The organism is Streptomyces chryseus (assembly GCF_014650755.1).
In the GTDB taxonomy this organism is placed as follows: domain Bacteria; phylum Actinomycetota; class Actinomycetes; order Streptomycetales; family Streptomycetaceae; genus Streptomyces; species Streptomyces chryseus.
In genome coordinates this window covers 619,245-641,003 of the sequence record NZ_BMVO01000001.1, presented here as the reverse complement: position 1 = coordinate 641,003, position 21,759 = coordinate 619,245, and the positions used below count along the sequence as shown (strand labels likewise).

23 protein-coding genes and 1 pseudogene are annotated in these 21,759 nt (G+C 72.8%); 11 read left to right on the top strand and 13 right to left on the bottom strand.

Annotation, left to right across the window (positions count from 1 at the left end; translation table 11 throughout):
* Nucleotides 1–53: 53 nt before the first annotated feature.
* Both IE185_RS02975 and IE185_RS33815 read left to right on the top strand, forming a co-directional pair.
* Nucleotides 54–1,823, top strand: coding sequence for an ABC transporter ATP-binding protein (locus tag IE185_RS02975; protein ID WP_229843319.1), 1,770 nt, complete (start codon nucleotides 54–56; stop codon nucleotides 1,821–1,823).
* Entirely contained in the window at nucleotides 1,813–3,735 is a 1,923-nt protein-coding gene (locus IE185_RS33815) for an ATP-binding cassette domain-containing protein (RefSeq protein WP_189714529.1), read from the top strand. The genes IE185_RS02975 and IE185_RS33815 overlap by 11 nt, the downstream gene beginning before the upstream one ends.
* Here IE185_RS33815 and IE185_RS33810 read toward each other — a convergent pair.
* Together IE185_RS33810 and IE185_RS02965 are read right to left on the bottom strand one after the other, a co-directional pair.
* Nucleotides 3,661–3,888: pseudogene (locus tag IE185_RS33810) on the bottom strand (LuxR C-terminal-related transcriptional regulator); the annotation flags it as partial. The gene IE185_RS33815 and the pseudogene IE185_RS33810 sit on opposite strands and share 75 nt — an antisense overlap.
* A 486-nt stretch (nucleotides 3,889–4,374) precedes the next feature.
* The gene (locus IE185_RS02965) at nucleotides 4,375–4,986 is read right to left on the bottom strand and encodes a TetR family transcriptional regulator (RefSeq protein WP_138898340.1); all 612 of its coding nucleotides are present in this window, start codon (nucleotides 4,984–4,986) and stop codon (nucleotides 4,375–4,377) included.
* Nucleotides 4,987–5,216: 230 nt separating this feature from the next.
* Here IE185_RS02965 and IE185_RS02960 point away from each other — a divergent pair, with 230 nt between their 5' ends.
* The 3 genes from IE185_RS02960 to IE185_RS02950 all read left to right on the top strand — a co-directional run bounded on the left by IE185_RS02960 (nucleotide 5,217) and on the right by IE185_RS02950 (nucleotide 8,488).
* Nucleotides 5,217–6,536, top strand: a complete 1,320-nt coding sequence (locus IE185_RS02960; RefSeq protein WP_138898339.1) for a glycosyltransferase family 4 protein — start codon at nucleotides 5,217–5,219, stop codon at nucleotides 6,534–6,536.
* Between the two features lie 117 nt (nucleotides 6,537–6,653).
* Nucleotides 6,654–7,409 (top strand): class I SAM-dependent methyltransferase, encoded by a 756-nt coding sequence (locus IE185_RS02955; protein ID WP_138897729.1) that lies wholly within the window; start codon nucleotides 6,654–6,656, stop codon nucleotides 7,407–7,409.
* The gene (locus tag IE185_RS02950; RefSeq protein WP_138897730.1) at nucleotides 7,406–8,488 is read left to right on the top strand and encodes a prenyltransferase/squalene oxidase repeat-containing protein; all 1,083 of its coding nucleotides are present in this window, start codon (nucleotides 7,406–7,408) and stop codon (nucleotides 8,486–8,488) included. Before IE185_RS02955 ends, IE185_RS02950 begins: the two co-directional genes overlap by 4 nt.
* A 42-nt stretch (nucleotides 8,489–8,530) precedes the next feature.
* Here the strand turns inward: IE185_RS02950 and IE185_RS02945 are convergent, their stop codons facing one another.
* Complete coding sequence (locus tag IE185_RS02945; protein ID WP_138897731.1) at nucleotides 8,531–8,824, bottom strand: hypothetical protein; 294 nt, start codon at nucleotides 8,822–8,824, stop codon at nucleotides 8,531–8,533.
* 71 nt (nucleotides 8,825–8,895) lie between these two features.
* On the opposite strand from IE185_RS02945, the gene IE185_RS02940 reads away from it, so the two are divergent.
* Nucleotides 8,896–9,678: a maleylpyruvate isomerase family mycothiol-dependent enzyme gene (locus tag IE185_RS02940; protein ID WP_138897732.1), complete on the top strand. Its 783-nt coding sequence runs from the start codon at nucleotides 8,896–8,898 to the stop codon at nucleotides 9,676–9,678.
* A 10-nt stretch (nucleotides 9,679–9,688) separates the two neighbouring features.
* Here the strand turns inward: IE185_RS02940 and IE185_RS33805 are convergent, their stop codons facing one another.
* The 6 genes from IE185_RS33805 to IE185_RS02905 all read right to left on the bottom strand — a co-directional run bounded on the left by IE185_RS33805 (nucleotide 9,689) and on the right by IE185_RS02905 (nucleotide 14,687).
* Nucleotides 9,689–10,270, bottom strand: a complete 582-nt coding sequence (locus tag IE185_RS33805; protein WP_308432710.1) for a type II toxin-antitoxin system RelE/ParE family toxin — start codon at nucleotides 10,268–10,270, stop codon at nucleotides 9,689–9,691.
* Nucleotides 10,271–10,451: 181 nt separating this feature from the next.
* A complete protein-coding gene (locus tag IE185_RS02925; RefSeq protein WP_138897733.1) occupies nucleotides 10,452–11,462 on the bottom strand; it encodes an LLM class F420-dependent oxidoreductase in 1,011 nt (336 codons plus the stop codon).
* A gap of 121 nt (nucleotides 11,463–11,583) precedes the next feature.
* On the bottom strand, nucleotides 11,584–12,429 hold the full coding sequence (locus tag IE185_RS02920; RefSeq protein WP_138897734.1) for a DUF5336 domain-containing protein: 846 nt from the start codon (nucleotides 12,427–12,429) through the stop codon (nucleotides 11,584–11,586).
* Nucleotides 12,430–12,549: 120 nt separating this feature from the next.
* Nucleotides 12,550–13,539: an N-acetylmuramoyl-L-alanine amidase gene (locus IE185_RS02915; protein ID WP_189714527.1), complete on the bottom strand. Its 990-nt coding sequence runs from the start codon at nucleotides 13,537–13,539 to the stop codon at nucleotides 12,550–12,552.
* A gap of 22 nt (nucleotides 13,540–13,561) precedes the next feature.
* The gene (locus IE185_RS02910) at nucleotides 13,562–14,209 is read right to left on the bottom strand and encodes a class I SAM-dependent methyltransferase (RefSeq protein ID WP_138899735.1); all 648 of its coding nucleotides are present in this window, start codon (nucleotides 14,207–14,209) and stop codon (nucleotides 13,562–13,564) included.
* A gap of 37 nt (nucleotides 14,210–14,246) precedes the next feature.
* Nucleotides 14,247–14,687 (bottom strand): ATP-binding protein, encoded by a 441-nt coding sequence (locus IE185_RS02905; protein WP_229843318.1) that lies wholly within the window; start codon nucleotides 14,685–14,687, stop codon nucleotides 14,247–14,249.
* An 84-nt stretch (nucleotides 14,688–14,771) separates the two neighbouring features.
* On the opposite strand from IE185_RS02905, the gene IE185_RS02900 reads away from it, so the two are divergent.
* On the top strand, nucleotides 14,772–15,620 hold the full coding sequence (locus IE185_RS02900) for a helix-turn-helix domain-containing protein (protein ID WP_138897943.1): 849 nt from the start codon (nucleotides 14,772–14,774) through the stop codon (nucleotides 15,618–15,620).
* The gene (locus tag IE185_RS02895; RefSeq protein WP_138897944.1) at nucleotides 15,580–15,858 is read left to right on the top strand and encodes a DUF397 domain-containing protein; all 279 of its coding nucleotides are present in this window, start codon (nucleotides 15,580–15,582) and stop codon (nucleotides 15,856–15,858) included. Before IE185_RS02900 ends, IE185_RS02895 begins: the two co-directional genes overlap by 41 nt.
* On the opposite strand, the gene IE185_RS02890 is transcribed toward IE185_RS02895, so the two are convergent.
* From IE185_RS02890 to IE185_RS02880, 3 genes are all read right to left on the bottom strand, one after another.
* Entirely contained in the window at nucleotides 15,855–16,292 is a 438-nt protein-coding gene (locus IE185_RS02890; RefSeq protein WP_308432709.1) for a PIN domain-containing protein, read from the bottom strand. The genes IE185_RS02895 and IE185_RS02890 overlap by 4 nt on opposite strands.
* Nucleotides 16,293–16,305: 13 nt before the next feature.
* Entirely contained in the window at nucleotides 16,306–16,575 is a 270-nt protein-coding gene (locus tag IE185_RS02885; protein ID WP_138897945.1) for a type II toxin-antitoxin system Phd/YefM family antitoxin, read from the bottom strand.
* 125 nt (nucleotides 16,576–16,700) lie between these two features.
* On the bottom strand, nucleotides 16,701–17,030 hold the full coding sequence (locus tag IE185_RS02880) for a hypothetical protein (RefSeq protein ID WP_138897946.1): 330 nt from the start codon (nucleotides 17,028–17,030) through the stop codon (nucleotides 16,701–16,703).
* Nucleotides 17,031–17,201: 171 nt separating this feature from the next.
* Here IE185_RS02880 and IE185_RS02875 point away from each other — a divergent pair, with 171 nt between their 5' ends.
* The 3 genes from IE185_RS02875 to IE185_RS02865 all read left to right on the top strand — a co-directional run bounded on the left by IE185_RS02875 (nucleotide 17,202) and on the right by IE185_RS02865 (nucleotide 20,796).
* Nucleotides 17,202–19,361, top strand: coding sequence for an acyl-CoA dehydrogenase family protein (locus tag IE185_RS02875; protein ID WP_138897947.1), 2,160 nt, complete (start codon nucleotides 17,202–17,204; stop codon nucleotides 19,359–19,361).
* 13 nt (nucleotides 19,362–19,374) lie between these two features.
* Entirely contained in the window at nucleotides 19,375–20,568 is a 1,194-nt protein-coding gene (locus IE185_RS02870) for a lipid-transfer protein (protein ID WP_229843317.1), read from the top strand.
* Between the two features lie 66 nt (nucleotides 20,569–20,634).
* Entirely contained in the window at nucleotides 20,635–20,796 is a 162-nt protein-coding gene (locus tag IE185_RS02865) for a carbohydrate-binding protein (protein WP_138897563.1), read from the top strand.
* Here IE185_RS02865 and IE185_RS02860 read toward each other — a convergent pair.
* Nucleotides 20,793–21,746 (bottom strand): IS481 family transposase, encoded by a 954-nt coding sequence (locus IE185_RS02860; RefSeq protein WP_138897562.1) that lies wholly within the window; start codon nucleotides 21,744–21,746, stop codon nucleotides 20,793–20,795. The two genes, IE185_RS02865 and IE185_RS02860, sit on opposite strands and share 4 nt — an antisense overlap.
* Between the last annotated feature and the right edge of the window lie 13 nt (nucleotides 21,747–21,759).

Sequence of the window (21,759 nt, the reverse complement as noted above, 5' to 3'; positions counted from 1 at the left end):
TGGGCACCACGCCTCCCGGGGCCGCACATCTGCCCGCACGAGGAAGGCCGACGGTGACGCGCACGGACCCCGAACCCGACCAGGCCCGCGCGGCCGACCGGCTGCTGCGCGACTGCGTCCGGCACAGCGCGGCCCCCGGCGCGGCGATCCTGGTCCTGAGCACCCTGGGAGCGGCGACCGGCCTGGCGATGCCCGCCGTGCTCGGCCGCACCCTGGACCTGCTGCTCTCCGGGCGCCCCGCCACCGGCTGGCTCACCGCCTGCGCCGCGCTCACCTGCCTGCTCGTCGTCGTCGACGCGCTCGACGGCGTACTGACCGGCACCACCAACGCCTGCTCCACCGCCTGGCTGCGCCGACGGCTCCTGCGCCACGTCCTGGCCGCCGGGCCGCGCACCACGGACCGCACACCGCCCGGCGACGTCGTCTCCCGCCTGGTCGGCAACGCGGCGCACGCCGGAGGCGCACCGGCCGCGCTCGCCGGCACCCTGGCCGCCGTCGTCACCCCCGTCGGCGGGCTCGTCGCCCTCGCGCTCGTCGACCTGTGGACGGCGGGCGCGTTCCTCGTCGGCATGCCGGTGCTCGCGCTGCTCCTCAAGGCGTTCGTCCGCGCATCGGGCGACAGCGTCGCGCGCTACCAGGAGAGCCAGGGCGAGATCGCCGCCCGCCTCGTGGAGGCCGTGGGCGGCGCCCGTACGATCGCCGCCGCCGGCACCGCCCGCCGCGAACAGGCCCGCGTCCTGGAGCCGCTCGCCGCCCTCAGCGCCCAGGGCTACCGCATGTGGCGGGTCCAGGGCCGCTCCACCGCGCAGGCCGCCGTGATCGTGCCGCTGCTCCAGATCGCCGTGCTCGCCGTGGCCGGGGCCCGCCTGGCCGCCGGTGAACTCTCGGTGGGCGGACTGCTCGCCGCCGCGCGGTACGCCGCGCTCGCCACCGGCATCGGCATGCTCGTCGGCCGGCTGAACGGCCTGGTACGCAGCAGGGGCGCCGCCCGCCGCCTCGCCGGGCTGCTCGCCGTGCCGGCCACCGCGCACGGGGACGCGACGCTCCCGGCCGGCGACGGGACGCTGGAGCTGCGCGGCGTCACGGTGGCCCGGGGGGACCGTACGATCCTCGCCGGTGTCGACCTGACCGTGCCCGGCGGCACCTCCCTCGCGCTCGTCGGCCGCTCCGGCTCCGGCAAGTCCACCCTCGCCGAAGTCGCGGGCCGCCTCGCCGACCCCGACGCGGGCACGGCCACGCTCGACGGCGTACCGCTGCGGGACCTGCCCCACGACGTGCTGCGCCGGGCGGTCGGCCAGGCCTTCGAGCGGCCCGCGCTGCTCGGCGGCACGATCGGCGGCACCATCGCCTTCGGCGCCGACGAACCGGACGAGCGGGCGGTGCGGGAAGCGGCCCGCGCCGCCTGCGCCGACGACTTCGTACGCCGCCTCCCGCACGGCTACGACACCCCGTGCGACGAGGCGCCGCTCTCCGGCGGCGAGGCCCAACGCCTCGGCCTCGCACGGGCCTTCGCGCACCCCGGGCGGCTGCTGATCCTCGACGACGCGACCTCCAGCCTCGACACGGTCACCGAACTGCGGGTGGGCGAGGCCCTGACCCGTCAGGCCGGTGTCCGTACCCGCCTGATCATCGCGCACCGGGCCGCGACGGCGGCCCGCGCCGACCAGGTGGCCTGGCTGGACGAGGGCCGCGTCCGGGCGGTGGGGCCGCACGCCCGGCTCTGGCACGAACGAAGCGACTACCGAGCCGTCTTCGCGGACGCTGACGCGGACACGGACGCGACGGTCGACGAAGGAACGGACCGGCCGGCCCATGACGACTGACCCGCCCTCCCGCGCCTCCACCCCCCGCCTGCGCACCCGGGGCCTGCGCTTCCTGAACCGGCGGCGGCCCGTACTGGCCCGGCTGGCGGGCTGGTCGCTGCTCGAAGCCGGGCAGACCTTCCTCTTCGGGTACGCCCTCGCCCGCGCCCTCGACGACGGCTTCCTGGCCGGGGACACCACCGGCGGGCTCGGCTGGCTGGCGGCCGCGGCGGTGGCCGTGGCGGCCGGGGCGTACGGCACCGGACGGGTCTTCCGGGCCGTGTCCGAACTGGTGGAGCCGCTGCGCGACAGCCTGGTGCGCCGGGTCGTCGGCCGCGCCCTCGCGGAGGCCGACCACGGGGCGGTGTCCCGGCTCACCCATCAGGTGGAGATCGCCCGGGACACCTTCGCGGGTCTGGTGATGGTCTCCCGCTCCTTCGTCTTCACGGCGGCCGGAGCCCTGGCCGGGCTCGCCTCGCTCGCGCCCGCCCTGCTGCTCGTCGTGGTGCCGCCGCTGGTCCTGGGGCTGGCCCTGTTCCTCGTGACGCTGCGCCCGATGGCCCGCCGCCAGGAGACGTTCCTCGTCGCCGACGAGGCGGTCGCCGAGGTACTGGACGCGACCGCCGCCGGGCTGCGGGACATCGCCGCCGCGGGCGCGGAGTCGCGGACGGCCGTCGGGGCGGACGCCCGGTTCGACGCCGAGTACCGCGCCGCCCGCACCCTCGCCCGCTGGGGAGTGGTGCGGGTGCTGGCGGTGGCGGTGGCCGGCCGGCTGCCGGTGGTCCTGCTGCTGCTGACCGCTCCCTGGCTGCTGCGCCGGGGGGTGACGCCCGGCGACCTGGTGGGCGCGCTCACGTACCTCATGTACGCCCTGGTCCCCGCCCTCCAGAGCCTGATGCAGGCCCTCGGCACGGCCGGCTCCCGCCTGACGGTGGTCCTGCGCCGCCTGACGGACGGGGGGCCCGGGCCGTCCGTGTCCCAGGACGCCCCGGCCACCGGGCCGTCGGGGCCGGGCGGGCTCCCGGGCCCGCGGGCGGGCGCGCCATGGGGCGAGGCGCCGTCGGGGTCCGCCGGCCGGGAGCGGCCGGCGGTCGAGCTGCGCGGGGTCACCTTCGCCTACGGGCCGCATGCCGAACCGGTGTTCCGGGGGCTGGATCTCGCCGTACCGGCCGGCGGGCGGCTCACCGTGGTGGGGCCGAGCGGTATCGGCAAGTCCACGCTGACCGCCCTCGTCGCCGGGCTGCTGGTCCCGGACGCGGGCGAGGTCCTGCTCCGCGGCGAGCCGGTGCGCGCCGCCGCGCACCTGCGGGCGCTCGTGCCCCAGGAGGCGTACGTCTTCTCCGGCGCCCTGCGCGACAACCTGACCTATCTGTGCCCGGACCCGCCGCCCGACTCCGCCGTGCTCGCCTCCGCCCGGGCGGTCGGGGCGTACGACCTGCTCCTGCGGCTCGGCGGCCTGGACGCCGTGGTGACGCCGGGCCGTCTGTCGGCGGGCGAGCGGCAGTTGATCGCGCTCGCCCGCTCCCACCTGGCCCCGGTGGGCGTCGTCCTGCTCGACGAGGCGACCTGTCACCTCGACCCGGCCGCCGAGGCCCGCGCCGAACGGGCCTTCGCCGAGCGCCCCGGCACCACGCTGATCGTCGTCGCCCACCGGATCAGCTCCGCCCGGCGCGCCGACCGGGTGCTGGTGATGGACGGCACGCACGCCCTGTGCGGCACCCACGACGAGCTGATCCGGCGCTCCGCGCTCTACCGCGACCTGGCCGGCGGCTGGTCAGAGCCAGCCGGCGCCCTGGGAGATGCGTATGGCGTCCACGCGGTTGCGGGCCCCGGTCTTGCGGGTGATCGCGGCCATGTAGTTGCGCACCGTGCCGTTGGTCAGGTGCAGGCTGTGGGCGATCTCGGTGACACCCGCCCCCTCGGCGGCCAGTGACAGCACGCTCAGCTCGCGGGTGGTGAGGGGGCTGCGCGCGGCCTCCATGAACTCGTACGCGAGCAGGTCGTCGACGAAGCGCTCCCCGGCGGCCACCCGCCGTATCCCGTGGAGCAGCCGCTCGGCGGGGGCGTTCTTGCTGACGTATCCCATGGCGTCGGCCTCGTGGGCCCGCCGCAGGAGACCGGGCTTTCCGGACGGGGCCAGGACGAGCAGCGCGCAGTTGGGGTACGCGCCCTGAGGGCCCGACACCTCGGCGGCCGCGGCCAGGGCCGGCGACCCCGGCCCCTCCGTGTCCGCCACGCAGACGTGCGGCGGTAACGACCGGGCGATGCCCAGCGCGCCCGCCGACCCGCCGGCGGATATCTCGATGTCGGGCTCCTTTTCGAGCAGGGCGGCCAGCCCGGACCGCATCAGACCGATGTCGTGCACGAGAAGTACATGGATCACGCCGCTCACTGCCTGCTCCCCCTGGGGTACCGATGCGCAACGCTGCATGGACATGGCACGTCGCTCATTAGTACCCGGGACCGTCGATGTCACGGGTGCGGAATCAGGCCAACGGGGAGCGCGGGAGGGGCGCGGCGGGCGCACTCGCTCCGGTCGTGCGCCTGTTACTGGCGGTAACAGGCATCTCTCTCAGCGTGGTTCGGGGTCGGTCAGGTCGATCAGTCGGCACACCGTCTCGATGTCGATCTTCACCTGCGCGATCGACGCCCGGCCGGAGAGCCAGGTGATCAGGGCCGAGTGCCAGGTGTGCTCGATGACCCTGACCGCCGACAGCTGCTCCGGGCCCGGCGGGTCCGCCAGGTCCATCGCGTCCAGGATGATCGCCGTCGTCTGTCGCGAGACCGTGTCCACCTCGGGACTGACGCTGCGGTCCGCGAAGGTCAGCGCCCGCACCATCGCGTCCGCAAGCTGGGGTTCCCGCTGGAGGGCCCGGAAGGCACGCATCAGCGTCTCGGCGACGCGCTCGGCCGCGCTCTCGCCCGCCGGGGGCCGCTTGCGCAGCGTGGTGTGCATGTGCTGGAGCTGGTCCTGCATGGTGGCGACCAGCAGGTGCACCTTGGACGGGAAGTAGCGGTACAGGGTGCCCAGCGCGACGCCCGCGGCCTCGGCGACCTCGCGCATCTGCACGGCGTCGAAGCCGCCCCGGCTGGCCAGCTGGGCGCTGGCGTGCAGGATGCGGCGGCGGCGCGCCTCCTGGCGTTCCGTCAGTGGCGGCGACGAGGGCTTGACTTCCGCTGTCATGCGTCCCATTCCATGGCCTTTGTCCGTACGCCGGGTGCAGGGGGCCGGGGCCCCCGGGTGGCACAGCATGGCAGGGCGCCGGTCGTGGCGCGAATCACCTGATCCGGCGCTCATGGCGGCTCTGCCTGCCGGTAGATTCAAAGCTCGTCGGACGTTCGATACTGAAACTTGTTCTAGGTTAGCGCCAGCGGCTACGCTCCGGCCAAAGAGCAGTGAGAAGGGGGCCGGGAGTGACCGCTGAGGCCATAGAGGCGGGCCCCCACGCAGGGGGCCCTGTCCAGGGCGACCGACCGCTGCGCATCGCGCTCCTGACGTACAAGGGCAACCCCTTCTGCGGGGGCCAGGGCGTCTACGTGCGCCACCTCTCCCGGGAGCTCGCGCGCCTCGGCCACAGCGTCGAAGTCCTCGGCGCCCAGCCCTACCCCGTACTGGACGAGGGCGTACCGCTCACCGAGCTCGCCAGCCTCGACCTGTACCGCAGCCCCGACCCCTTCCGCACGCCGAGGCGCGACGAGTACCGCGACTGGATCGACGCCCTCGAAGTCGCGACGATGTGGACCGGCGGCTTCCCCGAGCCCCTCACCTTCTCGCTGCGCGCCAAGCGCCACCTGGCCGCCCGCCGGGGCGACTTCGACGTCGTCCACGACAACCAGACCCTCGGCTACGGACTGCTCGGCGACCTCGGCGCCCCCCTGGTCACCACCATCCACCACCCCATCACCGTCGACCGGCAGCTCGACCTCGACGCCGCCGGCAGCCGCCGCAAGCGCGCCTCGGTGCGCCGCTGGTACGGCTTCACGCGCATGCAGAAGCGCGTCGCCCGCCGGCTGCCGTCCGTGCTCACCGTCTCCGGCTCCTCGCAGGAGGAGATAGTCGAGCACCTCGGGGTACGCCGCGACCGCGTCCGGGTGGTGCACATCGGCGCGGACACCGGCCTCTGGTCGCCCGACCCGTCCGTCGCCGAGATCCCCGGGCGGATCGTGACGACGTCCAGCGCCGACGTCCCGCTCAAGGGCCTCGTCCACCTCGTCGAGGCGCTCGCCAAGCTCCGCACCGAGCGGCCCGACGCCCACCTCGTCGTCGTCGGCAAGCGCGCCGAGGACGGCCCGGTCGCCCAGGCCATCGAGCGGTACGGCCTCCGGGGCGCCGTCGAGTTCGTCAAGGGCATCAGCGACCAGGAGCTCGTCGACCTCGTGCGCGGCGCCCAGGTCTCCTGCGTCCCCTCCCTGTACGAGGGCTTCTCGCTGCCCGCCGCCGAGGCCATGGCCACCGGCACCCCGCTCGTCGCCACCACCGGCGGCGCGATCCCCGAGGTCGCGGGGACGGACGGCGAGACGTGCCTGGCCGTGCCGCCCGGCGACGCCGGCGCGCTGGCCGCCGCCCTCGGCCGCCTGCTCGGCGACCCCGAGCTGCGCCGGCGCCTCGGCGCGGCGGGCCGCGCCCGGGTGCTGGAGCGGTTCACCTGGGCCAAGGCCGCCCAGGGCACCGCGGACCTCTACCGCGAGCGGATCGCCGCCCACGGCGACGCGGTCCGCGGGGGAGCCCGGTGAGACCCCGCTGAAGCGGACGCCGCCGACCGACGCGGACTTCGCCGACCCCCGCCATCCCAGCCACGCGCGCCCGGTGACCCGGCGCCGTACCCACCCCCATCCGGAAGGGCAGACCCCGTGCTGACCGTGGACTTCTCCCGCTTCCCGCTCGCCCCGGGCGATCGCGTGCTCGACCTGGGCTGCGGCGCGGGCCGGCACGCCTTCGAGTGCTACCGGCGCGGCGCCCAGGTGGTGGCCCTCGACCAGAACGGCGAGGAGATCCGCGAGGTCGCCAAGTGGTTCGCCGCGATGAAGGAGGCCGGTGAGGCCCCGGCGGGCGCCACCGCCACCGCCATGGAGGGCGACGCGCTCAACCTCCCCTTCCCCGACGCCTCGTTCGACGTCGTGATCATCTCCGAGGTCATGGAGCACATCCCCGACGACAAGGGCGTGCTGGCCGAGATGGTCCGCGTCCTGAAGCCGGGCGGCCGCATCGCCGTCACCGTGCCGCGCTACGGACCGGAGAAGATCTGCTGGGCGCTGAGCGACGCGTACCACGAGGTCGAGGGCGGCCACATCCGCATCTACAAGGCCGACGAACTGCTCGGCAAGATGCGCGAAGCGGGCCTCAAACCGTACGGCACGCACCACGCCCACGCGCTGCACTCGCCGTACTGGTGGCTCAAGTGCGCGTTCGGAGTCGGCAGGGACGGTGAAGACGCAGCGCTGCCGGTGCGGGCGTACCACAAGCTGCTGGTCTGGGACATCATGAAGAAGCCGCTCGCCACGCGCATCGCCGAGCAGGCGCTGAACCCCCTCGTGGGCAAGAGCTTCGTGGCGTACGCGACCAAGCCCCACCTGCCGGCCACCTCGGTCGCGGCGGACACCAAGTGACGGGGCTCTGGCGCGGCCCCGAGCGCACGGAGCACCTCGTCCTGCCCGGTGTCCTCACCTCCGAGGAGGCCGCCGCGACCGTGGCGGGCATCCTCGCCGTACAGCGCGAGGACGGCGCCATCCCCTGGTTCCGGGGCCACCACCTCGACCCGTGGGACCACACCGAGGCCGCCATGGCGCTCGACGCGGCCGGCGAGCACGACGCCGCCGCGCGCGCCTACGCGTGGCTGGCCGCGCACCAGAACGCCGACGGCTCCTGGTACGCGGCGTACGACGACGGGGACGCCGAGCGGGTCACCGACCGGGGCCGCGAGACCAACTTCTGCGCGTACATCGCCGTCGGCGTCTGGCACCACTACCTCGCCACCGGCGACGACGCGTTCATCGACCGCATGTGGCCGGCCGTCTACGCGGCGGTCGAGTTCGTCCTCGGACTCCAGCAGCCGGGCGGCCAGATCGGCTGGAAGCGCGAGGAGGACGGCACGGCCGTCAACGACGCGCTGCTGACCGGCAGTTCCTCCATCCACCAGGCGCTGCGCTGCGCGCTGGCCATCGCCGAGCAGCGCGAGGAGCCGCAGCCCGACTGGGAGCTGGCGGTCGGCGCGCTGCGGCACGCCATCCAGCGGCACCCGGAGCGGTTCCTCGACAAGAACCGCTACTCGATGGACTGGTACTACCCGATCCTCGCCGGCGCGGTCACCGGCCCCGAGGCCAAGGCCCGCATCGAGGCGGACTGGGACCGCTTCGTCGTCCCGGGCCTGGGCGTGCGCTGCATCGTCCCCAACCCGTGGGTGACCGGCGGCGAGAGCTGCGAACTCGCCCTGGCCCTGTGGGTGATGGGGGAGTCGGACCGGGCCCTGGAGATCCTCCAGTCGATCCAGCACCTGCGGGCGCCGGACGGCATGTACTGGACGGGGTACGTCTTCGAGGGCGACCGGGCGATATGGCCCGAGGAACTCACCAGCTGGACGGCGGGTTCCCTGCTGCTGGCGGTGGCCGCCCTCGGAGGCGACGAGGCGACCACCGCGGTCTTCGGCGGGGAACGGCTGCCGCTCGGGCTGGACCCGGACTGCTGCTAGCCGTCGGCCCGGGCCCCTGACGGCGGGCCCGGGCGACCGGGGTCAGTGGCGGCGGACGACGTTCGCCAGGGCGTGCCCGACGAAGAGGTAGACGACCGCCGCGAGCCCGTACCCGGCGACGACGCGCGCCCAGGCCTCGTCGAAGGTGAACAGGTCGTGGGACCAGCCGGCCAGCCAGCGGGCGGCGTCCTGGACGAAGTTCACCAGGTCGTTCGCGCGGTTGGCGTCCAGCAGGTACATCAGGATCCACAGGCCGAGGATGAAGGCCATGATGTCGGCGACGACGATGACGACGGTCGCCGCCTGGTTGCTTCCACTGCGATGACGTGGGGACATGTCGAACGTGTTGCCGTTTTCCGCGCGATGAAACGGGGTGGTTCCGCGCCGCCGTTCACTACAGTGCCCCTATGACCGACCTGGGCCACGCACGCTACTGCGACGAAATCGAGCGGCAGACCGACCTGTTGAGGGCCGTGCTGATCGACGCCGACCTCGGCGCGAAGGTGCCGTCCTGCCCCGAGTGGACCCTCGGCCACCTCGCCCGCCACGTCGGCGGGGCCCACCGCTGGGCCGAGGCGATCGTACGCACGAAGGCCTCCGAGGCCGTGCCCGAGGACCAGGTGCCCGGCATCACCGGCCCCGGCGACGCCGAACCGGCCGCCCTGGACACGTGGCTGGAGGAGGGCGCGCGCAAGCTCGCCGACACCCTGCGCGCGGCCGGGCCGCAGGCCAAGGTGTGGTCCTGGAGCGCGGACCGGCGCGCCGGGTTCTGGGCCCGCCGCATGACCCACGAGACGGTGGTCCACCGGGCGGACGCGGCCCTCACCGCCGGCATCGTCTTCGAGGTGGAGCCCGAGGTGGCGGCCGACACCGTCGACGAGTGGCTGGAGATCGTCGCCTGGAGGCAGTCCACCGGCGCCGACGAGCAGGCGAAGGAGCTGCGCGGGGCGGGGCGCACCCTCCACCTCCACGCGACGGACGTGCCCGACGCGGAGTGGCTGATCGAGTTCGGCGAGGACGGCTTCACCTGGCGCCACGCCCACGAGAGGGCCACGGTCGCCCTGCGCGGCCCGCTCGCCGACGTGCTCCGGGTCTTCCACCGCCGCCTGCCGGCCGACAGCGACCGGGTGGAGGTTTTGGGCGACGCGCAGCTGCTGGACTTCTGGCTGGAGCGGGCGACGTTCGGCTGAGAGCCGACCACTAGGCGGCGTGGGGCACGAAAGCCAGGGACATGGCGTCGGAGCCGATGGACACGTCGAGCTGGGCGTCCAGGGCGGAGGCGAGCTGCCGAAGCAGAGGCAGCGTCGGCACAGTGCCACCGCCCTCGATCTGCTCGACCTCGGCCTCGGTGAGACCGGCCCTCCGTGCCAGTTCGGTCTCCGAGAGACCGAGCGCGACGCGGAAGTCGTACACCGCCTGACCAAGGGCGATCGAGGCGCCCGCTTCGATGTACGCGGGGTCGACGCGATGCTCGTCCGGGATCTTCCACTCGGTGTGGTAGCCGCCGCTCATCCTTGCTCCTCGAATGTGCCGGTGGTATTCGGCCTCAGCCGGGCAGTGCGCGGCCTCGCACTCCTTCTGCGCGCGCACAGCCCGCTCGACCTGTGCGTCTTCACGCATCCGAGTCTTGCGGCAGACCGTGAGCAACACGATACGGCGGTTCGGTTCCAGCCAGTAGGTGATGCGGAACGCGGCCGTGTCCAGGTGGAAACGCAGCTCGCGCAACGGCCCTCCGAGATGCCGTGAGTACGGCTCGCCGAGCAGGGTCGGATTCGACGCCAAACGGTCCGCGTGCCGTTCCACGAAACGGTAGTGCTCTCTCGGAAGGGAGCCGGAGCCACTCCCGTACCTCGGGTTCGATCTCGATGTCGTACCGCGGTTCCATGTGGGCGAACCTAAGCGGGGCGGCCGATGTCGCGGGGCAGAAGCCGTCTGGCTCACTCGATGGTGAGAGATCGGCCCGTCAGGTGTTCAGATCGGCCAGTACGCGCAACGTGTGCGGGTCCGGGGCCGTCACCAGCAGGTCGGTCACCGGGCCCGCGCGCCACAGTTCCAGGCGTTCCGCGATGCGCTCGCGCGGGCCGACGAGGGAGATCTCGTCCGCGAACGCGTCGGGGACGGCCAGCACCGCCTCCTCTTTGCGGCCCGCGAGGAACAGCTCCTGGACGCGGCGGGCCTCGTCCTCGAAGCCCATGCGCCCCATCAGGTCCGCGTGGAAGTTGCGGGCCGCGTGGCCCATGCCGCCGATGTAGAAGCCCAGCATCGCCTTGACCGGCAGCAGGCCCTCGGCCACGTCGTCGCAGACCTTCGCCCGCGCCATCGGCGCGACCATGAAACCGGCGCGCAGGCCGGTCAGCGACGCCGCGTACACATCGGTGCGCATCGGTGACCAGTAGAGCGGCAGCCAGCCGTCGGCGACGCGGGTCGTCTGGGCGATGTTCTTCGGGCCCTCCGCGCCGAGCAGGACGGGGAGGGCGGACCGCAGCGGATGCGTGATGGGCTTGAGCGCCCTGCCGGTGCCCACCGCGTCCGCGCCCCGGTACGGCAGCGGGTGGAACCGCCCGTCCACCTCGACCGGCGCCTCGCGTCGCAGCACCTGGCGGATCGTGTCGACGTACTCCCGTGTCGCGGTGAGCGGGCTCGCGGGGAAGGGCCGTCCGTACCAGCCCTCGACGACCTGCGGTCCCGAGAGCCCGAGCCCGAGCATCATCCGGCCGCCGGACAGGTGGTCCAGGGTCAGCGCGTGCATCGCCGTGGCGGTGGGCGTGCGGGCCGCCATCTGCGCCACCCCTGTGCCGAGCCGGATGCGGGAGGTGTGCGCCGCGATCCAGGTGAGCGGGGTGAACGCGTCGGAGCCCCACGCCTCGGCGGTCCACACCGAGTCGTAGCCGAGCCGCTCCGCCTCGCGGGCCAGGGCGAGATGGCCGGGGTCGGGGCCGCGGCCCCAGTAGCCGAGAGCGAGTCCGAGGCGCATCCCTGAGTGTCCCTCCGACGACCGTACCTGACGGTGTGTCAGATCCCTGACCCGGGCGACTGTACGACAACGGCCCCCCGCCCGGAAGGGGCGAGGGGCCGATGGGGCCGGTGTGCGGCGGTCAGCCGCGCTGGATGCCGGTGGTGTCCTGGAGGACGCCGCGACGGCCGTCCTGCGTCTGGGCGACCAGACCGGGACCGCGCTGCTCCACCGCCAGGTACCAGGTGCCGGGGGCCAGTTCGGCGATCGGCGTCGGCGAACCGTCCTCCGCGTACAGCGGACGGGCGACCGGAACCGCGAACCAGAACGGGGCGAAGTCGCCGGCGGCGGGAGCGCCGCCCTGCTGCGCGGCCGGAGCCTGCGCCTGCTGCTGCGCCTGCGGCTGCTGGCCCTGCTGCGGCTGGGCCCCGTACGGCTGCTGCTGGCCGGGCTGGCCGCCGTACGGCGGCTGCTGCGCACCGGGGTAGCCGTAGCCACCGGGGCCCGGCTGACCGGGCTGCCCACCGTACGGCTGCGCGACCTGCGGCTTCGGGGCCGGCATGAGCGGGGCCTTGAGCGCCGGGACGAGCGGCGCGGCGACGGCGCCGGCGGCGAGGACGAGGGTGGCCAGCAGGCCGAGGATCATGCCGGCGCCCGCGTCACCGGTCATGTCGATGATCGTCCAGAAGGCGGTCCACAGCGCGAAGACGGCGAACGCGACACCGAACTGACCGAGGTCGATGTTGGCCACCTTGCGGCCCGGCATGGCGCGGCTGACGACGATCAGCGCCGCGGCGATGACGCCGGCGAGGTACACGCTCATCAGCGTGCCCAGCGAGTCCCAGGCGTTGGGCGCCGAGGACTCGCGCGGGCAGAACTGGCCGCTGCAGTCGGGAAGGGACACCAGGCTGAGGAACGAGGCGATGAACAGCACCACCGCTGCTCCGATCACCACGCCGTCGCCTCGAGTGAGGGAGCGGATGTTCACTTTGAAGGTCCTTAGTGGGTCGACTCGTCGGGGCGGCACATGGCGAAGCTCGGGGGCAGCTCCCCATCGTACGGATGAATGTATCGTCCCCTCCGGGAGGTCGGCCCCCGGGTATCGGACCTACCTTTCCAGGTAACTCCCGATCCCGTCGGCGATCCCCTGCGCCGCCTTCTGGCGCCAGCCCTCGTTCGTCAGCAGAGCGGCGTCCTTCGGGTCACGCATATTGCCGCATTCGACGAACACCTTGGGCACAGTCGACAGATTGAGCCCGCCGAGGTCTTTGCGCACGTCCAATCCCGTGCCGTCGCCCACGTAGTTGGAGGGCGCGCTGCCGGTCGCCTGGACGAACTTGCCCGCGATGCGCGTCCCCAGCTCCCGCGACGGACCGACGATCTTCGTGGTGTCCGCCGCGCCGCCCTTCACCAGTGCGGGCAGGATCACGTGGAACCCGCGGTTGCCGACCGCCGAGCCGTCGGCGTGCACGGAGACGACGGCGTCGGCCTTCGCCTCGTTGCCGATTCGGGCCCGCTCGTCCACGCACGGCCCGTACGGACGGTCCTCGTTCTGTACGAGCTTGACCGTCGCGCCCTGCTTCTCCAGGAGCGCGCGCAGGCGGCGCGAGACGTCCAGGGTGAACGACGCCTCGGTGTAGCCGGCGTTCGTGGACGTGCCGGTGGTGTCGCACTCCTTGCGGTGTGTGCCGACATTCACCAGTTTGTTGATTTCGCGCGTATGGCGGAAATTGCCCGGGTTGTGACCGGGGTCGACCACCACGACCTTGCCCGCGAGGGGCCCGGTCGCGTTCGGCTTCTCGTCCTTGTCCGTCCCCGAGGGGGACGGAGCGCCGGTGGAGGGGGAGGCGGGCGGCGTGGTGGGCGCCGACGGCTTGGCGTCGGCGGGGGGCGCCACGGACCGGCTCTGGCTCTGCCCCGGCACCACCTCGGGCTGATCGCTGTCGCCGGGACCGCTCGTCGCCTGCCACACGAGCCAGCCCGCCAGGGCGGCCGGTACCAGCGCGGCGACCGCGACGGTGGCGCTCCCCCGGCCGAAGCGGCGGGAGGAGGGCGCGGAAGTGGTCGGGGGGGTGGGGGGCTCGCTGTCGTACGACACCCGGCGATGCTAACCGCGCGGGTCAGATCCCCGGAGAAACACGGCGCAGGACGCGCAGCGAGTCGGTCGCCGAGATCTCGGTGAAGGCGCCGGACGCGAGGGCGCGCTGGTGCACGCGGTACGGGGCCTGGCCGCCGTCTGCCGGGTCGGGGAAGACGTCGTGGATCACGAGCAGCCCGCCGATGGCCACGTGCGGCGCCCAGCCCTCGTAGTCGCCGCTCGCGTGCTCGTCGGTGTGGCCGCCGTCGATGAAGACAAGGCCGACCTCGCCGCCCCACACGGCCGCGACCTGCGGCGACCGCCCGACGACCGCGATCACGTGCTCTTCGAGCCCCGCCCTGTGCAGCGTGCGGCGAAAGGTCGGGAGGGTGTCCATCAGGCCGACCTCCGGGTCCACGACCGTCGGGTCGTGGTACTCCCAGCCCGGCTGCTGCTCCTCGCTGCCCCGGTGGTGGTCGACGGTCACGGCGACCGTGCCGGCCTCGCGGGCGGCGTCGGCGAGCAGGATCGTGGACCGCCCGCAGTACGTGCCGACCTCCACCAGCGGCAGCCCGAGCGCCCCGGCCTCGGCGGCGGCGGCGTACAGGGCGAGCCCCTCGCGTACCGGCATGAAGCCCTTGGCGGCCTCGAAGGCGGCGAGCGTCTCGGGCTTGGGCGCGGCGGCGGCCATGGGTCCTCCGGTCGTACGGCACATGTCTACTGGGCGGTCACATCGTAGGCGGGTCCGAACAGGGCTTCGCATCGCACTCGAACCAGACCGTCTTGCCGCCCGGCACCGGCACCGTGCCCCAGCGGTCGGTCACGGCCTCCACCAGCATCAGCCCCCGCCCGCCCTCGGCGAGCTCGCCTCCTTCGCCGCCTCTCCTGCGGGCCGGGTCGGGACACCGGTCCGCGACCTCCACCCGCAGTCCGCCCGGCCGGCGCAGGACGAGCAGCGTGCAGTGCCGGCCCGGTACGTGCCGTACGACGTTGGCGACGAGCTCGGTGAGGGCCAGCTCGGCCGCGTCGGTCAGCTCCGACATGTCCCAACGGGCCAGAACCGTCCGCACGATGCGCCGCAGGTGCCGCGCCGAATGCTCACCGACGGTGAAGCCCATGCGGTAGCCGTGCTCAATGTGCGCTGGTGAGTGGTCAGTTGCGTGATTCATGTCACCAGAGTGCGGTGGCGCGATTACGCTCGGCTACCGACCGAAACGAACGCCGCACGGCGTGAACTTGGGGGTGGCCGCCGCATGGTCAACATCCGCGACCTCGATCCCAGCGCGTCGCCGCTGGACTACTACGGCTCCGAACTGCGCCGCTTGCGAGAGGCGGCGGGGCTGAAGCAGGGGCAGCTCGGCGACATCGTCTTCTGTACGGCCTCGCTCATCGGCCAGGTGGAGACGGCCCGGAAGGTGCCGACCCGTGACTTCTCGGAGCGGATGGACGCGGCGCTGGGGACGGGCGGGACGTTCTCGCGGCTGGTGGGCCTGGTACTGCGGAGCCAGCTGCCGCACTGGTTCCAGGCGTACGCGGAGATGGAGGCGCGGGCGGCGTACATCTCTTCGTTTCAGGCCCAGTTGGTCTACGGCTTGTTGCAGACCCCGGAGTACGCGCGCGCAGTGCTGCAAGCCGGGTGGGCGGACAAGCTCGACGAAGCGGTGGCCGCCCGAGTTGAGCGACAACGCATTCTGAATCGGCAGCGTCCACCACTGGTCTGGGTTGTGCTGGACGAAGCGGTTCTGCATAGGCCGTTCGGCGGCCGGGACGCCATGCGAAATCAACTGCTCCACTTGTTGAGCTTCCGGGACCGGCGTGAGGTCCGCATCCAGGTGCTCCCCTTCGGTGTTGGACAACATCCGGCGACAGTCGGCTCGTTCACCGTCCTCAGGTTTGAGGGCGATCCGGATATCGTCTACGCGGAGAGCTACGGATCGGCTCACGTGACCGCCAATCCGGAGACTGCCCGGGACTGTGCGCACCGATACGATCATTTGCAGGCCGCAGCCCTCTCCGTGGAAGACTCGGCGGCACTGATCGCCCGCGTACGGGAGGAACGTTATGGGGACCAGCCAGGATCTGACGGGCGCGTTGTGGCGTAAGTCGAGCTTCAGTGGGGGCACCGGTGGCGAGTGCATCGAGTGCGCCCCCCTCGGCGCCACCGCCTGGCGCAAGTCGTCGTACAGCGGTGACACCGGCGGTGACTGCGTCGAGGTAGCCACTCAGCCCTGCCGTGTCGCCGTCCGCGACTCCAAGAACCCCGAAGGCCCCGCCTTCGCCGTCGCTCCCGCCGCCTTCGCGGCATTCGTCACGGCCGCCGCCGAGGGGCACATCGGCTAGAGATCGTCCGGAAGAAGCCGGAACGACTCGTGCGCGTCCAACGGGCGCACGATGCGGAAGTGGATGTCCGAGGTGAAGAGGGCCGCCGTCCGGTAGTGCGCCGCCAGGGCCACGTTCATCGCGTCCGCGAGTCCGATTCCGCTGCCGCCGTCAAGGTCCCGGTACCCGTTCATGATCGCGAGTGCCGTGTGCAGGTGAGGCTGCACGGCAGGCACTTCGAAGCGCTGCGCGTCGGCGCGCTTGGCGATGAACTCGAGCGCGGTCGCAGCCGTGGACGCGTTGATCTTCTGAGTCAGCAGGTAGTCGAGTTCGGCAAGCACCATCGGCGAGACGATGAGGTGGCCGATCCTGCTGAGCGCCTCGCGGTGCTCCTCATGCCGTTTGCTGGACGCGGTGAACAGTCGGAACAGGGCGTTGGTGTCGGCGATGGCCACGGGGATCACGTGATCAGTCAACGCTGCCGCCCATGCCCCTCAAAGAGTCCTCGATCTCGTCATCGCTGAGGTCCGGGCCCCGGAAAACGGGGAGGTCGTCGAGCTCGCCCATGGGGTCGGTGCGAAAGGGGTAGGCCGGACTGTCGGCCTCGGCCCCTTGGGGGGCCAGGGTGGCGATGGGCCGCCCATTGCGGGTGATTGTGATCGTCTCACCCGCTTCGACGCGAGCGATCACGCCGGCCGTGTCCTGATTGAGCTCTCTTATCGGTACGGAACGGGTCATGGTCTCAGTGTAGTACGCGTAGTACACCGGGTCGGGCTCGCTCCCGACTTTCGCTGAGGCTCCAGCTCCGCCCCGGTCCCCGCGCAGGCGCACGACGCGGGGACCGGGGACGGAAGTCGCCGTGCTCAGTGGAAGACGACCGAGCGCACCTTGAGGCGGTCCGAGCCGTGGCCGGTGTGGGCGCGGAGGTCGAACTGCGGGCCCGTGCACTCCGAGCCCGCGTAGACGGTGGCGACCGCGTCCGTGGCGTTGGCCGGCGTGTGGGCCGGCAGGACCTGCTCGTCGGCCACCTCCGGGAGCGTGATGCACTCGCCGCTCGGCGGGTCGGTCAGTACGCCGGACTGGTCGGCGTACCGGTACGTGAAGGTCCCCGTGGCCGCACCGGCCGAGGCGGGCAGCGTCAGTGCGAGGGCGAAGGCGCCGACCGTGGCGGCCAGGGTGCTGCGGAGTCGCATGAAGTTCCATCCGTAGACGTGGGCGTTGATGTTGAAGTTTTGGTGCCTTCTGTCCGTTGCCCACGTGGATGCCCCATGATGTCCCCGCCACTCGAACGGGTGTAGCCGTATCGATTCTTCCGCCTGTTTCTGACCTTCCGTCAGATTGGAACGTGTTCTAGTCTGCCGCGCATGGGTATCGGAATCACGCAAGAGCATCGCGACCTGGCGGACTCCGTGCGCCGCTGGCTCGCGCGGGCGGTGCCGCCCGAGGCCGTGCGGAAGGTGCTCGACGGGACGGTGACCGACGGGGCGGGGGAACGGCGGCCCGCGTACTGGGACGCGGCGGCCGAGCAGGGCCTGCTCGGGCTTCACCTGCCCGAGGAGTGCGGGGGCGGGGGAGGCGCGCTGCTCGACCTCGCCGTCGTACTGGAGGAAGCCGGACGCGCCGCGCTGCCGGGCCCGTACCTGCCGAGCGTGCTCGCCTCCGAGGTGCTGCGGCGCGGCGGCCAGGAGCCGCTCGTCGCCGCACTCGCGTCGGGCGCCCGCATCGGGGCGGTCGCGCTCGGCGCGGGCACGCTCACCGCCACCCCCGTCGACGGCGGCCACCGGCTCGACGGGACCGCCCCGCCCGTCCTCGGCGGCGGGCAGGCAGACGTCCTCGTGCTCGCCGCCGGGGACGCGTGGTTCGCCGTGGACGCCGGGGAACTGGTCGTCCGTACCCACGAGAGCGCCGACCCGACCCGGCCCACGGCCGAGGTCACCGCGCGGGGCGTCACCGTGCCCGCCGACCGCCTGCTCGTCTTCGCGGGCGGCGGCGATCCGGTACCCGGCCTCGCCGCCGTGCTGTACGCCGCCGAGGCGTGCGGCGTCGCGGGGTGGGCGTTGGACACCGCCACCGAACACGCCCGCACCCGCGTGCAGTTCGGGCGGCCCATCGGGCGGTTCCAGGCGGTCAAGCACCTGTGCGCCGACATGCTCGTGCGGCTCGAACAGGCCAGGGCCCTCGCCTGGGACGCGGCCCGCGCCGCCGGGACCGGCGCCGGGGACCTGGTCGCCGCGCTCGCCGCCTCGGCCGCGCTCGACGCCGCGTACACCTGCGCCAAGGACTGCGTGCAGATCCTCGGCGGCATCGGGTTCACCTGGGAACACGACGCCCACCTATACCTGCGCCGGGCGCTGGCCGCCCGGCAGCTGCTCGGTCCGGGCGACACGCACCGGCAGCGCGCCGCCCGGCTCGCGGCGGCCGGCGCGCGGCGCGAGCTGCGGCTTGAGCTGCCACCGGAAGCGGACGCGTACCGGGAGCGGGCACGGGAGGCGATCGCGGCCGCGCGGGGCCTCGACCCGGCCGCCGCCCGCCGCGCCCTCGCGCCGACGGGTTACGCCGCGCCGCACCTGCCGCCGCCGTACGGGCTGGGCGCGGGGCCGGTGCGTCAGCTCGCCGTGCAGCGGGAGCTGCGGGAGGCGGGCGTGCGGTTGAGCGAGCTGGGGATCGCGACCTGGGTGGTGCCCTCGCTGATCGCGTACGGGACGCCGGAGCAGCAGGAGCGCCACCTGGGGCCGACGCTGCGCGGCGAGGTGCTGTGGTGCCAGTTGTTCTCGGAGCCGGAGGCCGGGTCCGATCTGGCGTCGCTGAGGACGCGGGCGGAGAAGACGGCGGAAGGGTGGCGCGTCACCGGCCAGAAGGTGTGGACGAGCGCGGCGCAGTGGGCCGACTACGGGATCCTGCTGGCCCGTACGGACCCGGACGCGCCCAAGCACGAGGGACTGACGTACTTCCTCGTCGACATGAAGGGGGCCGAGGGCATCGACGTACGGCCGCTGAAGGAGATCACCGGCGACTCGCTCTTCAACGAGGTCTACTTCGACGACGTGACTCTCCCGGACGACGCGGTGGTCGGCGAGGTCGGCGGCGGCTGGCGGGTCGCCCGCAACACCCTGGGCAACGAGCGGGTCCACATGGCCGACCAGGTCGCCTTCGATACCGGTCTCGAAGCGCTGATCGCACGGTCCGCCGGACTCGACGACGCGTACCGGGTGCGCGTCGGTGCGCTCGTCGCCGAGGCGCACGCCCTGGCCTGCATCGGGCTGCGCACGACGACGCGGCAGGTGTCGGGCCTCGATCCGGGCGCGGGAGCGAGCGTACGCAAACTCGTCCAGACGGCGCACCAGCAGAAGGTCGCGGAACTGGCCCTCGAACTGCTCGGGCCCGAAGGCGCGGTGCGTGAAGGGGCCGGCGAGCGGGCCGTGCACGGGTTCCTGATGTCGCGCTGCCTGACGATCGCGGGCGGCACGACCCAGGTCCAGCTCAATGTCGTGGCCGAGCGCCTGCTCGGCCTGCCGCGTGACTGAGGGGAGCTCCGCCGTGAGCGCGAAGGCGTACGTCGTCGGTGTCGGGATGACGAAGTTCGAGAAGCCCGAGAGCCGTGACTGGCAGTACTGGGACATGGCGAAGGAGGCCGGTGCCCGCTCGCTGGCCGACGCCGGGACCACGTACGACGAGGTTCAGCAGGTCGTCGCCGGATACTGCTTCCAGGCGTCGACCGCCGGTCAGCGGGCGGCGTACGAACTCGGCCTGTCCGGCGTCCCGGTCTACAACGTCAACAACAACTGCGCCACCGGCTCCACGGCGCTCATGACGGCGCGGCAGTTCGTCGAGGGCGGCCTCAGCGACTGCGTGCTGGCGCTGGGCTTCGAGAAGATGAAGCGCGGGGCGCTGGGCGGCGGTTCGGACGGCGGCGACTTCGCCACGTCACCCGTCGCCCGTCACTACGGCGTCATGGCCGCCGCCCACGGCTTCGAGGCGACCCCGCCCACCGCGCAGATCTTCGGCAACGCGGCGCGCGAGCACATGGAGCGGTACGGCACGACGGAGGCGCAGCTCGCGGCGGTCGCGGCCAAGAACCACCGGCACTCGGCGGACAACCCCAACGCCCAGTTCCGGGACGTGTGGACGGTCGAGGAGATCCTCGCCGCCAGGACCGTCCACCGGCCGCTCACCAAGCTCCAGTGCTCTCCCACCTCCGACGGGGCAGCCGCCGCGCTCGTGGTGTCCGAGCGCTTCCTGGTCCGGCACGGTCTGCACGACCGGGCCGTCGAGATCGTCGCGCAGGCGATGACGACCGACACCGAGGAGTCCTTCGCGTCCGGTTCCTGCGTCGACGTCGTCGGCCGGCCGATGTCGCGGGCCGCCGCGCTCCAGGTGTACCGGGCGTCCGGCCTCGGTATCGAGGACGTCGACGTGGTCGAGCTGCACGACTGCTTCTCCGTCAACGAGCTGCTGACGTACGAGGCGCTGGGCATGTGCCGTGAGGGCGAGTCCGGCAAGCTCGTGGAGAGCGGCGCGACGACGTACGGGGGCCGCTGGGTCGTCAACCCCTCCGGCGGTCTGATCTCCAAGGGGCACCCCCTGGGGGCGACCGGCCTCGCGCAGGCGGCGGAGCTGACCTGGCAGCTGCGGGGCGAGGCGGGGGCGCGGCAGGTCGAGGGCGCGCGGGTGGGGCTGGCGCACAACATCGGACTGGGCGGAGCGGCGGTGGTGACGCTGCTGCGGGCGTGACGCGCGGGCCGTGGGAGGATACGGGCGGACCGGCATCGGGCCGGTCCGGTGAAAGGGCGTCGACTCATGGCAGCGGGATTCTCGGAGTGGAAAGTAAACCGGCGGTACTCGGTGAACGACCGGGTCGCCCACCTGGGTAAGCAGTACCGCTGCCTGGTGTCGCACACGTCGAACTCCGCGTCCAACCCGAAGACGACCGTCAAGACGTGGCAGCGGGACGCCGACTAGGTGTATTGCCCTGTGAGGTTGGGGACGCGGCTGGCGGGTGGTTTGCCTGCGAGCGCGGTGTGTCCGCGGTGGTGATTGTAGGTGTGGAGCCAGTGTGGGAAGGCGTCGCGTCGTTCTTGTTCTGATCGGTAGGGGCGGGCGTAGGCCCATTCGTCGAGCAGGGTGCGGTTGAGGCGTTCGACCTTGCCGTTGGTCTGCGGCCGGTAGGGCCGGGTTCGCTTGTGGGCGATCCCGGCCGCCGCCAGGGCATCGCGCCAGTCGCGTGAGCGGTAGCAGGAGCCGTTGTCGGTCAGGACGCGCTCGACGGTGATCCCGGCGGTGGTGAAGAACGCGTTCGCCCGGGTCCAGAAGGCGGTCGCGGTTTCCTTCTTCTCGTCGTCGTGGATCTCGCTGTAGGCGAGGCGGGAGTGGTCGTCGACGGCGGTGTGGATGTAGCTGTAGCCGGCGCCGGACCGTGTCTTGCGGCCGGCCTGGCGGCCGAGCGCCTTGTGGCCTCCGCCATCGGGGATGTTGCCGAGTTTCTTGATGTCCACGTGTACCAACTCGCCTGGTGTGGAGCGTTCGTAGCGGCGCACTGCCCGGCCGGTGGCCCGGTCCAGGTGGGTCAGGCGGGCCAGTTTGAAGCGGGTCAGGACACGGTGCACGGTCGAGGGGACCAGGCCGAGCAGGTGAGCGATCCGGGCCGGTCCCCAGCGACGCAGGAGGCGCACCTTGATGATCCGGCGTTCGGTGCGGGTCGGGGTTCGCCGGGGGCTGTGATGCGGGCGGGAGGAAAGGTCCGCCATCCCGGCCTCGCCCAGAACTCGGTAGCGGGTGGCCCACCGCTGGGCGGTGGTGGGCGAGACCTGGAAGCGTTCGGCGGCCCGGCGCAGCGGCCAGCCGTCCTCGACCACGCAGCGGGCCAGGCGCAGCCGTCCGGTCTCGGTCAGGGGTGCATTACGGTGGGGCACGAGGGCCTTTCGT